The organism is Gleimia europaea ACS-120-V-Col10b, from assembly GCF_000411155.1.
GTDB lineage: Bacteria > Actinomycetota > Actinomycetes > Actinomycetales > Actinomycetaceae > Gleimia > Gleimia europaea_B.
The window spans coordinates 32225-46663 of record NZ_KE150266.1 but is presented as its reverse complement, the minus strand read 5'-3'; the positions used below and the strand labels follow the sequence as shown (position 1 = coordinate 46663).

Sequence of the window (14439 nt, the reverse complement as noted above, 5' to 3'; positions counted from 1 at the left end):
CATCTCAAAGCGGCGCCGTCCCCCAAGCTGCACGGCTAGTCGAGGAGCACCCAACCTATTTGTCTGCCACACCTTGGACTTCGCCTGTAGGAGTTCAAATCATGCGATTCAAGCGTGCACGTATCGTCAATCTCTACCTCGCCCACGTGCTCCAAGTCGCGCAAAACACAAGCTCGAACATCGAGCGAGCGGGTGCCCCACCGCGACTTAGCGGCCATTTCTGGGCGCACAGACACCGCCTGAGCGAACACGTCCTCGCCAACTTCATAGCAAGCCGCGCAAATGCAAGGGCCTACCGCAGCCGTTATGTTGCGGGGCGAGCAACCCATGCTAGTCATCTGCGAGACAGTCTTTGCAACGATGAAAGCCTTCGCACCTGCTCGCCCCGCGTGTACCGCAGCTACCACACCTGCGGCCCTGTCGAACAGCAGTACGGGCACGCAATCCGCCACCTGTACCGCCAGCGCGACACGGTCTTTAGTGATCACTGCATCGGCAGTGACCGAGTTATCCAGGCCGGCATCTTCGGAACCGACCACGCTCACGATGTCGGAATGAATCTGGTTCATCCACACCACCGGCGCCCCAATCGACTCGCAAAGCGCCTGCCGGTCGGCAAGCACAACGCTACGTGGTGCACCGGTATTCAAACCATAGTTAGGCCAAGAGAGGGCCTGCCCTACTTGCGCCGGGTTCGTTACCGCCCTGCTAAAGCCATAGCGAACCCGGCTACTGGAGCTCGTCATTAACGCAGGAAATCCGGGAGATCTAGCTGATCTTTCGAATCATCTTCGTCGAAAATGCGGGGAACTTCGAAGCGCTGAGAAGAGGGCTCTTCTGCCGGTTCGCTACGCTTTGGCGCAGCTGAGGGGAAGTTCGATTCGCGCGTTGGCGGCTTCACTTCGGCGCGGTGCGCCGGCTGAGCCGTGGGCAAAGAACCAAGCGGGCGATCAGAAGCGGGTACCTCTATCGGCTCCGCAGCCTGGACGGGCTTGGCTGGCATCGCTGGCGCCGGTTGCGCATGTGATTCTTCCTCGTCAAAACCAGCGGCAATAACGGTAACGCGCATCTCGTCGCCAAGCGAATCATCGATGACGGTGCCGAAGATGATGTTCGCCTCCTCATGGAGGGACTCACCAATGAGTGAGACAGCGGCATTGATCTCAGCAAGACCCATGTCCGAAGCACCCTGCACATTGATAAGAGCGCCATGAGCACCATCGATACGAGTTTCTAGAAGCGGAGACGAAATCGCGGCCTCGGCTGCCCGCAACGCGCGATCCTCGCCCTGCGCGGTACCGATACCCATAAGAGCGGTGCCCGCACCTCGCATAATCGTATTCACGTCACGGAAATCGACGTTCATATCGCCCGCAACCTTAATGATGTCAGTGATGCCCTGCACGCCAGAACGCAACACATCATCAGCAATGCGGAAAGCGTCGAGGTAGGACACGTTCTTGTCGGCAATCTGCAACAAGCGATCATTGGGAATGATGATAAGCGCATCAACTTCCTTGCGTAGATCCTCAATCCCCTGCTGCGCAACCTGACCGCGACGGGGGCCTTCAAAAGCAAATGGGCGGGTAACGATACCCACCGTCAGAGCATCAAGCGAGCGCGCAACGCGAGCCACAATCGGAGCGGCGCCCGTACCCGTGCCACCGCCCTCGCCGGCGGTAACGAACACCATGTCAGCGCCCTCAAGCGCCTCCCTAATGGCGTCCTCGTTCTCCTCGGCCGCCTTACGGCCAACCATCGGATCAGAACCGGCGCCAAGGCCGCGCGTTAGCTCATCTCCCAGGTCAATCTTGACTTCTGCGTCCGACTGCAAAAGTGCCTGCGCGTCCGTGTTCATCGTAATGAATTCAGCGCCCTTAACACCGGCACTAATCATGCGGTTAACGGCGTTACAACCGCCGCCGCCCACACCCACGACCTTAATAACGGATTGGTAGTGTGCCTCGTTCACTCGTGATCCCCTTACGTCTGTCTCGCCTGACCTAAACCTATAGTTGAAGGTTTAAGTTTTGGCTCATCGTTGCACGCAGAAGATAAACGCGTTTGACCTCAGTTTCAAACACTAATACGGGCGTGTCGCAAGCTATTTTCTAAGCGGTGCAAAAACCTTCAATTTTCGCGATAGAACAGCCCAACGGCTATCACAACGCAAAGCCTGAAATAGGTTCTTTGCAACGCGAGCGCTAATGCTACGAAGTTACCGGCCGGGCGGGAGTGGACACATCATAGACCTGGGCGGGACGCTGGTCGAGCAAAAGCTTAAGCACCTGCGCTTTCAGCTCTGATTCAGTCTCATCTCCCCACTTGATGATGCGTCCGTCCAGCGTGCGCATCTCCACGCTCGCCGGATACGCCGTATAAACGCTCACCTGCTGAGCAAGCTCTGCGGGCAGACTGTCCTTCACCGTTGCCACACGCGCAACAGCAACCGCCCGTTGCTCTTGTGACTCGATCTTAACCTCTACCATCGGCAAGCCTTCGGGCGCATCGGGCGAAGACCGCAACACCACGCCCTCGCGGTCAATTACGGAGTACCCCTTATCGTTTTTCTCCACTGCAATGGGAGTGCGCACCGTAACTTTCACGTTAAGGCCGTCGGGCCACGCGCGCGTGATCCGAGCCGCGTCTACCTGCGCGATACTCTCAACTTCGCTTTGTGCAGCAGCCATCGAAATGCGCGGTAGCGGCACGCCCACAAAACCAGCCAGTTTCTCTTGCACCACCTCGGTGCTCACGTCTTCACTCAGGCCCGAAACGTTGATTTTCGAGGCCGTTAGCGCGAAGAACGGAGAGAAGAAAACTGCCCATACCACACCGGCTGCTACCGCAACTACTGCAAGCGCGATACCAACGCGGGTAAGGATGGCGCTGCGGCGAGCACGTTTCATTTCCGTGCGACGCTCATCCAAGCTGATCGTGTTCTTCTGCGAGCCAAAAACCTCGGTAGCACGACGCGAGGTGAAATATTTTTGTAGCCCAGTATTGCGCGAGGTCTTGGGGCCACGCGCCGAAGTAACGGACTTCTCGGAAGGCTTTTGCCGGGCAGGTACTTGGCGTGACGCTTTTGCATGAGTGAACCGTTCTCGGTGCAAACGAGGCGAAGATTTTCGTTTTTCGCGATTGCCGCCCACAGCTTTTGCAGTCACAACCGCATTTGGTTCTTGCGGTGAGGAGGGAGAACTTCCCGGCTGCTCAACGTTAGAACCTCGGTCCGCATGCTCATTGGACCGAGGCATGTTTGGCAACCCTGGGCGTCTCACTGATTGGCGCTCCAACAGTTCAAAATAACCTCACCCATGGCTGTGATGCTACCGGCTCCCATGGTGATAACTAAATCGCCCTCCTGCGCTTCATCAGCGATCGCAAGCGCGGCTTCGCGCATATCGGGAATGTAGTGGGCCCCGGGAACCTGGTTAGAGATGAGCTGCGATGTTACGCCCTGAATCGGATCTTCGCGAGCCCCAAAGATATCGGCGATATACAGCTGATCAGCCAGGTGGAAAGCCCGCGCAAACTCATCCGCAAAAGTTTTGGTGCGCGAGTACAGGTGCGGCTGGAAAAGCACCAGCACGCGGCCATCGCCTGCTTCCACGCGGGCTTGACGCAGTGCCGCCGCAACCTCGGAAGGATGGTGCGCGTAGTCGTCCACCAAGACTTTCCCCTGCACTTTTCCACGCAACTCGAACCGGCGTCCCGTACCTTTGAACGAGTGCAACGCGCTTGCCATGCGCTCCATCGGCACGCCCAACTCGATGCCCACCAGAAGCGCACCGGTGGCATTTTCCAGGTTGTGCGCCCCGCCCACATTCAATGACAGTGCCACCTCTTCTCCCGCAAAACACACCGTCGCGCTCGCGTGTGCGGGAGCTAGTTTCGCATGGTTAATCGCCGCGTGCTTTTGTGCATGCCACAGTGCGTTACTTTCGCCCAGCCCACCGTAGGACCAGACCCGCCCGCCCAGCTGCGAATAAACCTTGCCAAGCCTTGCCGCGCCCTCATCATCACTGCACACTATAAGAAGACCACCGGGCACGATCCTTTGCGCGAATTTCAAGAACGTTTGTTCAAACTCTTCGCGCGAACCATAGTTATCCAAATGATCCGGTTCCACATTTGTTACGAGGGTTACCCTGGGACTGTAGTTCAAGAACGACTTATCGGATTCGTCGGCCTCCGCCACAAAAACCGAAGAGACACCCAGGTGCGCGCCCGTATTAAAGCCCGTCACAACGCCGCCTACCGCGAACGAAGGATCCACCCCCGCTTGGGACAGCGCCGCCGCTAGCATCCCCGAGGAGGTTGTCTTTCCGTGTGCTCCGGCAACCGCCACGAAATCCATCCCCGCAGCTGCAAAAGCAAGCGCCTGGGAGCGGTGCACTACCTCCTGGCCGCGCTCACGCGCGATCGCGAGCTCAGGATTTGACTCGCGCACAGCCGTGGAGATCACCACGCGGGCATCAGCGGGCACGTGGGCGGCCTCGTGGCCCACAAAAACCTTGATTCCAAGTGATCGCAAGTGGTCTAGGTTCTTCGAATCTTTCGCATCCGAACCACTCACAACCTCGCCTTTAGCGTGAAGCAACTCCGCAACCACGGACATGCCTGCCCCGCCAATCCCGATCAGGTAAAAGCTCATTAGATCTGCCCCCTACATAGGACCGACTCAACCAAATCTGCAACGCGATACGAAGCGTCTACGTGTCCAAGCTTTGCGGAAGCGTGGGCCATATCCGCCAGGCGCTTGGGTGAATCAAGTAACGGTACCACGAAAGAGCGGACGATCTTTTCCGAAAAATCAGCATCGTCGAACAGCATTGCACCGCCCTTACGCACGTGCTCGAGCGCGTTCAGTTTCTGCTCCCCATTTCCTATCGGAAGCGGAACGTAAACCGCCGGCAATCCCAGCGCCGTGAGCTCAGCAACCATACCCGCACCTGCTCGGCCAATGACCAGATCCGCAGCCGCGAAATAGGTTTCCATATCCATCGCGTATTCACGCACAATCCACTTGCCCGCAAAACCGCTAGCCGCAACTGCCTCGGCAACGCCTTCTGATTTTCCCTTCCCCGTCAAATGCAAAACCTGGTGATCTGCCCCGAATACTGCACCTGTGCGAACCATCACCTCATTCAAGTGCACAGCTCCCAAAGACCCACCCGTGATCAGCATGGTCGGCTTAGCCGGGTCGAGCCCCAGCAGCACGGCGGCCTGCTCGCGCCGGTTCACCTTGCCCTCTGGTGTAGCTCGATCTTTAGCCAGTTGCTCTATAGGCGCGCGTAGAGGCAAACCCGTAACTTCTGTAATCCCCCGGCGGGCTTTCAACCTGGTTTGTGGGAACGTCAATGCAAGCGCCGGCGCAAAACGGGCGCCAAGCTTGTTGGCCAAGCCCGCGCGCGCATTCTGCTCGTGAATCACCACGGGGATGCCGTGAGCGCGAGCCGCCAAATACGCGGGTGCCGACACATAGCCGCCAAAACCAACTACGGCCTCAATGGCCTCGCTCTTAATCAACCGTTCAACATCACGCACTGACTTTGCTAAATCGGGACCGAACGTCAAGGCTGCCTTGTTTGGACGCCGCGGCGCCGCGACCTTCTTGATCGTGTGAAGCGTAATGTCAGCCGCCGGCACCAAATCTTTCTCCAAGCCCGAGGCCGTGCCCAAAGCCTGTACTTCGATCTCGCGATCCCGCAAAACCGACGCCACTGCCAGCAGCGGGTTCACGTGCCCTGCGGATCCACCCCCGGCCAGAAGAACCCTTGCACCCGCGTTAACCGACGCCATTTCAACACCTACTTTTTTGAAGGCCTGCGAAATAGGGTGCGCAAGCCAAACGCTTTTTCCATGCCCGAATCTTTTCGCGCAAAACTCAATACTATTCCCAGGCCACCACAGGTGGCCACAAAGGCAGAACCCCCCGTTGAAATCAGCGGCAGCGGAACCCCAATCACAGGCAGTACCGCAACTACCGCCCCCATGTTGATGATTGCCTGCGCCGCGATCCACATAGTCACTCCTCCAGACACGATGCGCGCAAAATCATCGGAGTGATACAGGGACAGGCGGGTCAGGCCATAGATCAGAACCGCGAATGTGACAACCACAAACACCGTTCCGATAAGGCCAAGTTCCTCACCCAAAATCGCAAAAATGAAGTCCGTGTGGGCCTCGGCCAGGTAGTTCCACTTCTCTTTGGAAGCGCCCGGCCCCACACCGGTAAGGCCACCCGAGCCCAGTGCCCAAAGAGCGTGGTCAATCTGCTCTGGTGCTGACGGGTTGGGAGACTTCCTAAAGCCTGGTATCACGGAGATTACGCGTTGCAGGCGCGACTGGTTTTGGAAAACGGCGAATGCGGCAACCGGAATGAAAGCCAAAATGGCAATGCCAAACCATTTGCCAGGAACGCGTGCGGCCGCAAGGCAACCCGCAGCTAGAGCCACCACAACGAGGGCGGTGCCAAGATCGTGGCCGAGCAGAATTCCGGTGAGACCGACCGCGAGGGGAACGCCCACGTTGACCGCGATATGCATAAAGTTAGTGCGATCCAAATTCAACTTAACAATGACCCAGCCAATAAACAGGGCCAACCCGACCTTCAAGGTCTCCGACGGCTGAATCAGGAACGACACTCCAGGAATCATGATCCAGTTAGTGTTACCACCGGATTCAACGCCGAGAGGAGTAGCCACCAAAAACTGCAGGATCAGCGTTGCAATAAACACCCAGGGAGCGGCGCGAAACCAAAACCGGTCGGGTAATCTCATAGCGATAAAGAGAACAAAAACTCCAAATGCCATGATGAGAAGGTTACGAAGATAGGCGGTGTACGGGTTCTCCCCCTGCGATATAACGCGCACAGTTGACGCCGAAAACACCATCACGAAGCCAATCGTGATCAGGCAAATGACCGGCACCAAAATCAAGTAGTAGGTGGTGACGGGAGAAGGCTCAGCGCGGGTTCCCGTTCCAAACTGGAGCTTCGGGATACGCCTGGCGCGGGTCTTCAACTTCTCAATCACCAGGTAACTCCTGCGGGGTTTGCCACGCCTCGTCCAAGCGTGCAACGGCCTCGCGGAACACGTCCCCGCGCTCAGCGTAGCTCTTGAACTGGTCCCACGACGCCGCAGCGGGAGCCAACACAACCGTGTCGCCCGGGCGTGACAAGGCTACGGCCTCATTGACCACGGAATACATCCAGTCTTCATGCCCGTCTACAACTACATGCGGGATTTGCGGGGCAACGTCTTCAAGCGCGTTAGTGATTGGCGTTGGATCCGCACCAATCACCACCACCCCACGCAAGGCGGGAGCAACAGTTTTCACGAGGGAGTGGAAGTCCTGCCCCTTAGCATCGCCGCCCGCAATCCATATAACTGTCCCCGGCGCGAAGCCAGACAAAGAGGCAGCGGCGGCGTGCGCGTTCGTGGCCTTCGAATCATCGATCCAAATCATGTCAGCTACCTCGCCGATCACTTGGCGCCGGTGTCCAGCCGGGTGGAATGAACGCAAGCCTGCGCTTACGGCATGCGAATCAATCTCCTTCTTTGCATACGCCCCGTAGGCTCTAGCCAGTGCGATTGCGGCAAGCGTGTCTTTGATGATTGCGGCAGAGGGGGTCGGGCCCGCGAAGTGCGCAACATCGTCCAGCGTGGCGAGCGCGGCGGCTTGAGTATGCCGCTTCGGCACAAAAGCGCGGTCTACGATGAGCACCTCACTTTCATCTTGAGCGAGGCCAACCTGGGACACTGCCGGAACGTCAAGAGCATAGCCGATAGCGCGCGCCCCTTCGATCACCTCGGCTTGCATAACCATGTTCTCCACGGTTAGATCTGCTGCGTCATAAACACAGGCCACGCGCGTGTTCGCATACACCCGCGCCTTCGCCTTCGCGTACTTCTCCACACTGCCGTGCCAGTCCAGATGATCCGCATCCACGTTCAAGCAGACCGACGCTACTGGCTCCACGGAGTAAGTGGAGTAAAGCTGGAAGCTGGAAAGCTCCACGGCCAACACATCCACGTCCGCATCCATCACAACGCTGACAATCGGTGTGCCAACGTTGCCGACCACGCGTACGCGCTGTGAAGCCGACTCTAAAATCGATCCAAGGAGGCCAACCGTGGTGGTCTTCCCGTTAGTTCCGGTCACGGTGAGCCAGGCGATATCTTTACCCAAGTACTGCTGAATCTGCCAGGCTAGTTCCACCTCGCTCCACACCGGCAAACCCAGATTTCGTGCCACTTTAAACACGGGTGAATGCGGAGCAACCCCGGGAGAAACCACGACAAGGTCGAAACCATCGGCAAGAGCGCTGGCTTGCTCGTCCTCGCTGCCAATAACAAACTGCTGGCTACCCGATTCGAACGCCGCAAGGCCTGCAGGCGCCTTCAAATCGAAGCCAACCGCCCGCACCCCCAGCCGATCCAAAGTATCCATGACCGCGCGGCCCGTAGTTCCCAGGCCTATGACCGCGACCTTAGATTCCAGCCAACTCACAGCCCAGACACCCATTCAGCGTAGAACAGCGACAAGCCCAGCACGGCAAACAGGCCCGCGATAATCCAGAATCGGATCACAATCGTAATTTCTTTCCAACCCAGTAGCTCAAAATGGTGGTGCAACGGGGCCATTCGGAACACGCGCTTACCCGTCATCTTGAACACGCCAATCTGAATCACATCAGACATCACGATAATCATGAACAGGCCGCCAATAATGATCGCGAGGAACTCTGTTTGGGTAAGAATCGACATTCCCGCAAACGCTCCCCCCAGCGCAAGCGAGCCGGTGTCGCCCATGAAGATCTGTGCTGGAGCAGCGTTCCACCAGAGGAAGCCAAACGCAGCGCCCACAATCGCCGCAGAAGCTACCGCAAGACCCAACGAATCGCGCACCTCGTAACACACGGCAGCGTTCGCAACCGCTACCGCACAAGACTGGTAGTACTGCCAAATCGCGATCACCGTGTAGGCGCCGAAAACAAACATTGACGAGCCCGTGGCCAGACCATCGAGGCCATCTGTCAAGTTCACCGCGTTAGACCACGCGGCCACCAGGAAGTTCGCCCACAAAATAAACAGGATCACGCCCAGCGCAGTACCCGCGAACGCCAGGTTGGCCCAATCAAGATCACGCACAACCGAAATCTTCATCGACGCTGGAGTGTTCCCCCTCGCATCGGGGAAGCTCAGCGCCAGACCGGCAAAAATCGTTCCAACTGTTAGCTGGCCGAGGATCTTTGCCGCAGGGTTGAGACCGAGAGAACGATGCCGCTTGATCTTAATGAAGTCATCCAAGAAGCCGACCACGCCAAGTCCGACAAACAGGAACATCAACAGGGTCGACGACAGATCGGGAAGCCGTCCAATCGCAAGATGCCCAACCAGCCAACCAATCAACGAGGCAGCAATAATCACGACACCACCCATAGTTGGCGTGCCGCGCTTCGTAAAGTGCTGGGTTGGCCCATCCTGGCGGATGAACTGCCCGTACTCTTTACGAATCAGTAGCTTAATAAAAGCCCTGGTGCCCAACAGTGCGATGACCAATGACACGGCCGTCGCAACGACTATGGCTACCACGTTTAAGACCTCCGGTTCTAACTATGCTAAAAACTCGTCGGCGATTTTCCAGACCCCCGAACCATTCGATCCCTTCAAGAATACGAAGTCTCCGGTTTGAACCAAATCACGCAACTTTGCTCCGGCCGCTTCCGCACTCTCAAAGTGATAGACATCAGCCTTCCCAAGCAGGGGCTCACCGATGGGCCCAGCGCCCTGTCCAACGGTAATCAGCACATCAACGCGGGCCTCGTCAGCCAAACGTCCAACCTCGCGGTGCAGAGACGCCGAACTCTTACCAAGCTCTAGCATGACGCCGAGCACAGCAATGCGCCGCGCCGCGTTCTCGCCGAGCTTTCCAAGCACCTCCAGGCCCGCCTTCATCGAATCTGGATTCGCATTATACGAATCATCAATGACCGTGATGCCGCGCGTTTTCGTGACGTTCATGCGATGCGGGCTTTGCGCGCGTAGCGAATTGAGTGTGTCCACAATTTTTTGCGGATCAAGGCCAAGAGTAAGACAAACACTGATAGCCGCAAGCGCGTTGGATACCTGGTGGCGCCCCACGAGGCCAAGCCGGACCTTCTTTAACACGTCGCCGGCCTCGAGATCGAAAGTTGCGCAAGATGAATCGTCAAGCTTCACGTTAACGGCGCGTACTTCCGCGTCCGATTTGCCCGCTGCGGAGAAGAATAAAACCGTGCCCTTGGCGAGTGACTGCATGTCGCGAACATGCGGGTCATCCCGATTCAAAATTGCCGTACCACCCTTGGCGAGCCCCTCCACAAGCTCCGCCTTGGCGTGCGCCAGAGCTGGAACCGAGCCGAAACCACCCAGGTGCGCCCTGCCTACCGCCAGCTCGACTGCAATATCAGGCGGAGCGATCTTGGATAGATATTGCAAATGTCCGGGGCCAGAAGCACCCATCTCCAGCACCAGGTAGCGCGTGTTTTCGTCCGCCCGCAAGACCGTGAGCGGCATACCAACCTCGTTATTGAACGAAGAAACCGGGGCAACCGTGGGCGCAAACGCCTGCAAGATTCCTGCCGTAAGATCCTTGGTGGTGGTCTTGCCAACAGAACCGGTGATTCCCACGACGTCAATGTCGCCCGCCTCGCGAAGCTTTTTCAAATGGGCCTGCGCCAGCAAGCCCAATGCCTTCGTTGCATCCTTCACCACGATCTTGGTCAGGTTCTGCGGGCCTGCGTCTTCGCGCATCACAATGGCCGCCACAGCACCGCGCTCGAGAGCAGAATCAAGATAGTCGTGACCATCAGCATGCTCACCCACGCGCGCAATGTACAAAGATTCCGGCGTCACCTCACGCGAATCTGTGTACACGCCGCCGGAAACAACCGTGTTATCACCAACCAGGCGACCGTCTACGATCTTCGCGATCTCATCTGCTGTGTACCTCATTCGCCTCTCCATCTAAACGCCGTGACACGTCCTCGTATCAGTATTACTGAAAATCTTCCCACGTTTTGCTAATCGTTCGTAACTTTGGGCACGCCGTTTTCTCTTCACCACCAACTTCGCCCAACTGGTTCTGCACGGAACGCTTCGAGACAGCTACGCGCGCCTCTACCCGATCGTCCAATACGTGGGCTTTTTCCCCAACCATCTGGATGGTCTCATGCCCGCGCCCCGCAATCAGGACCGTGTCATCCGGGCTGGCTGCGAGCACGGCCTCGTGAATCGCGCTCTTGCGATCATCGCTCACCCACGCGCTGCGGGCCCGACCTGCTACACCTGCGAAGCCAGCGGCAACCTCGGCGCGGATCTGCGCCGGATCCTCCCCGTAAATGTCGTCATCAGTTAGCACCACGTAATCAGCTGAAGATAGCGCCGCCGCGCCCATCACCGGGCGCTTGCCGCGATCGCGCTCCCCCGTTGCTCCAAACAAAATCCACAGGGATCCCGGTGTTACCGGGTCAAGTGCTGCGCACGCGCTCTTGATCGCATCGGCGGTATGGGCAAAATCCACTATTACCAGTGGCGTGGATGAGGAGCGTTCGGCCACCACTTCCATGCGGCCCGGCACGCCCGGAGTGCGGGCAAGCTCCTCACACACGCTACTTGCCTCGAACCCCAAGCTGACCAGCACAGCCAAAGCAGTCAGTTCGTTTTGCACGTTAATCATTCCCGGTAGCGGACAGTGTAGGCGCAGATCAGCTTCGCCCGCGCGGATCGTCACATCCGTTCCCGCATCCTTTTGATTAAGCGAGTGCGAAACTACCTGCCAATCGGCCGCAGATTTGGTTGCTACCGTCACCGTGGGAATACGCACCATTTGCGCCAACCGCTCACCCCATCCGTCATCTATACAAATCACGGCTCGCTTCGAAAAATCGGCGGCAAACAGGCTGGCTTTTGCCTCGAAGTAGCTTTCCATCGTTTTGTGAAAGTCCAAATGATCGCGCTGTAGATTCAAAAACGCGGAAACGTCGAACTTTAGCCCCGCCACGCGATACAAACTTAGTGCGTGGCTCGAGACCTCCATAACCACGTTCTGCGCGCCCCGTTCCAGCGCCCAAGCCAGAACGCGATGTAAAACTGGGGCTTCCAGGGATGTGCGCGCAGAGGATACGTGCACCTCACCGAGCGACACTCCTACCGTTCCTATCAGTAACGTTGGCCCCGACAGCGCCGCCAGCACATGATGCACAAAGTGCGCAGTAGTGGTCTTGCCGTTTGTTCCCGTGATTCCTACGACGCGCATAGATTTACCGGGATTGCCATACACCAGGGCGGCAGCCAAACCCGCGAATACGCGCGGGTTGCTAACCCGTAGCATCGCGATGTCCTCCATGCCTGCAAGCATCGAAATCCCGGCAGCATCTGTTACAACCGCAACGGCTCCAGCCGCAATAGCTTTCGCTGCAAACTCTGCGCCGTGGCGCTTGAAACCAGGAATTGCAACAAAAAGGTCTCCGGGCTGCACATCGGTGGAGTCAAGGGTAACGCCGGTAATCAGCGTCTCGGCGGGCCCGCTATGAACCGTAGTATCCAGGGCGCGGGCCAGTTGGTGCGCGCTGATTCCAGTAACCGAGCTGGGACGTAAATCTTTTAGTTCATGCATAACTGTCCTAAGGCTTCATCGGGTAAAGCACAGCCTCTTCAGACGAGCCTGGAATACCCAGATTTTGCACCGACTCTGTAACGATAGATTTGAACAGCGGGCCGGCGGACTGCGCGGCAAGAATCCCCTGTTTAGGCAGGTAGAGGAGCACTGAAACTGCAATCACTGGCTTATCGGCAGGTACCACGCCGGCGACCGTCGTTGCCGTGCCAATCGTCAGCCCGTTCTCGAAAATCTCAGCAGTACCCGTCTTGGCAGCAATACGGTAGCCCTCGACGTTGAACGTGTAGCCGGTGCCCTCCTCGTCAGCTGTTGTTGACTCCAGCATTGTCAAAACCGTCTTCGCGGTGTTCGCGTCGAGCGCTCGTACGGGTTCGCGCGGCGGCGCGGCCTCGTAAGTGCCATTAGGACTAGTCCATCCCTCGATCAGGCGGGCCGGCTGATAAACGCCGCCGTTGGCAAATGCAGCGAGCATACCGACCTGCTGGAGTTGGGTCACTGCATATCCCTGACCAAACATGGTGGTGTAACGCTGGCGCCCATCCCACTGCGACGGCTCTGCCAAAATGCCGGGGGCCTCACCCGGCAAGCCAATATCGATCGGCTCCCCAAAGTGCATGGCCTTCATAAGCTGATAGCGTTCCTCGTCAGTCACCATCGAACCGACCCGCACGGTTGCGGTGTTAGAAGATTCTGCGAGGACGCCCGTTGCCGTAAGCGTGTAGTCCGGGTGCTCATGCGAATCCTGGAACTCTTGTCCGTCCGGCGTCGTGTACTTGTATTGGGCCAACACGGGCGTGACGGGCGTGATCTTTGCTTCATCGAGGGCGGTGGCGAACGTCAGAATCTTGCCGATAGAGCCGGGCTCCACCGAGTATTGCACGCTCTTAACCGGTTGAGGTTGGGGCGAAATTGGCTTGTTCCCCGATTCGGCCATGGCCAGAATCTTTCCAGTTGAAATCTCTTGGACAATGGCGCTTCCCCACTGAGCCGAATAGGTCTCAACAGCCTCGTTCACTATCTCTTCAGCCGAATGCTGCAGATCCAGACGCAGCGTGGTGTGCACGGTCGCACCCTGCACAGCTGGTTCGGAAATAGTTTTACCACCGGGAATCACTTCGCCATAGGGCCCATACTCTTGGACCATCCGACCAGGCTCGCCCGTTAGTTTCCCGTCCTGCGTTAGCTCAAGACCGGAAGAGCCTTTGCCCTCGGCATCAATAGTTCCAATAATCGGGGCTGCGACCGTGTCGTTGGGATATACGCGCTTGTAGGAAGGCTCCCACTCTATGCCATAAATCTGAAGCGCCCGAACTTTGCGCCAGGTTTCAACGTCAACGTCTTTCTTCAGATAGTGATACGTGGAGTTGCCAATCAGCTGGCCTCCCACCTCGGCCTCATCCATTTGCAGAACCGGAGCGAGCTTTTGCGCCACGTACACCGGGCCTACCCCAATCTGGGTGCGGTTACCTTCGTCATCAATATCCCACACCTTGGTATTTGCGATATTCACCTGGTTTACCGCAATGTGGTAGGTCTCCACTGTTGTTGCAAATGTGCTTCCGTTAGCATCTACAATGTCGCCGCGCCTCGGATCAATCGTTGCCGCGTGCATGCGCACCGACCTGCCCTGCTCAGCCAGATCAGCGCCCTGAATTATCTGCACATTAATCAGCTGAAATGTGATCGCAACGAAAAAGAAGACAGCAATACCAAAAAATACACGTGTCGCCGTTTGCGAGCCGGCCTGCGATTTACTCACCTGGCCTCCTA

11 protein-coding genes are annotated in these 14439 nt (G+C 57.5%); all 11 read right to left on the bottom strand.

Annotation, left to right across the window (positions count from 1 at the left end; translation table 11 throughout):
- Positions 1–35 precede the first annotated feature (35 nt).
- Positions 36–746 (bottom strand): purine nucleoside phosphorylase YfiH/LACC1 family protein, encoded by a 711-nt coding sequence (locus tag HMPREF9238_RS00215; protein ID WP_016443418.1) that lies wholly within the window; start codon positions 744–746, stop codon positions 36–38.
- Positions 746–1972, bottom strand: a complete 1227-nt coding sequence (gene ftsZ, locus HMPREF9238_RS00210) for a cell division protein FtsZ (protein WP_016443417.1) — start codon at positions 1970–1972, stop codon at positions 746–748. The genes HMPREF9238_RS00215 and ftsZ overlap by 1 nt, the downstream gene beginning before the upstream one ends.
- A gap of 238 nt (positions 1973–2210) precedes the next feature.
- Entirely contained in the window at positions 2211–3257 is a 1047-nt protein-coding gene (locus HMPREF9238_RS00205) for a cell division protein FtsQ/DivIB (protein ID WP_040316404.1), read from the bottom strand.
- A gap of 20 nt (positions 3258–3277) precedes the next feature.
- On the bottom strand, positions 3278–4657 hold the full coding sequence (murC, locus tag HMPREF9238_RS00200; protein ID WP_016443415.1) for a UDP-N-acetylmuramate--L-alanine ligase: 1380 nt from the start codon (positions 4655–4657) through the stop codon (positions 3278–3280).
- Positions 4657–5805 carry an undecaprenyldiphospho-muramoylpentapeptide beta-N-acetylglucosaminyltransferase gene (gene murG / locus HMPREF9238_RS00195; RefSeq protein WP_016443414.1) on the bottom strand — a complete coding sequence of 383 codons (1149 nt, stop codon included), beginning with the start codon at positions 5803–5805 and terminating at the stop codon, positions 4657–4659. The genes murC and murG overlap by 1 nt, the downstream gene beginning before the upstream one ends.
- Positions 5806–5813: 8 nt before the next feature.
- Positions 5814–7040: an FtsW/RodA/SpoVE family cell cycle protein gene (locus tag HMPREF9238_RS00190; protein WP_016443413.1), complete on the bottom strand. Its 1227-nt coding sequence runs from the start codon at positions 7038–7040 to the stop codon at positions 5814–5816.
- The gene (murD, locus tag HMPREF9238_RS00185; protein WP_016443412.1) at positions 7033–8532 is read right to left on the bottom strand and encodes a UDP-N-acetylmuramoyl-L-alanine--D-glutamate ligase; all 1500 of its coding nucleotides are present in this window, start codon (positions 8530–8532) and stop codon (positions 7033–7035) included. Before murD ends, HMPREF9238_RS00190 begins: the two co-directional genes overlap by 8 nt.
- Positions 8514–9602 carry a phospho-N-acetylmuramoyl-pentapeptide-transferase gene (gene mraY / locus HMPREF9238_RS00180; protein WP_016443411.1) on the bottom strand — a complete coding sequence of 363 codons (1089 nt, stop codon included), beginning with the start codon at positions 9600–9602 and terminating at the stop codon, positions 8514–8516. The genes murD and mraY overlap by 19 nt, the downstream gene beginning before the upstream one ends.
- 21 nt (positions 9603–9623) lie before the next feature.
- On the bottom strand, positions 9624–11003 hold the full coding sequence (locus HMPREF9238_RS00175) for a UDP-N-acetylmuramoyl-tripeptide--D-alanyl-D-alanine ligase (RefSeq protein ID WP_016443410.1): 1380 nt from the start codon (positions 11001–11003) through the stop codon (positions 9624–9626).
- A 43-nt stretch (positions 11004–11046) separates the two neighbouring features.
- A complete protein-coding gene (locus HMPREF9238_RS00170) occupies positions 11047–12666 on the bottom strand; it encodes a UDP-N-acetylmuramoyl-L-alanyl-D-glutamate--2,6-diaminopimelate ligase (protein ID WP_016443409.1) in 1620 nt (539 codons plus the stop codon).
- A gap of 7 nt (positions 12667–12673) precedes the next feature.
- Positions 12674–14428: a peptidoglycan D,D-transpeptidase FtsI family protein gene (locus HMPREF9238_RS00165; RefSeq protein ID WP_016443408.1), complete on the bottom strand. Its 1755-nt coding sequence runs from the start codon at positions 14426–14428 to the stop codon at positions 12674–12676.
- Positions 14429–14439 lie beyond the last annotated feature (11 nt).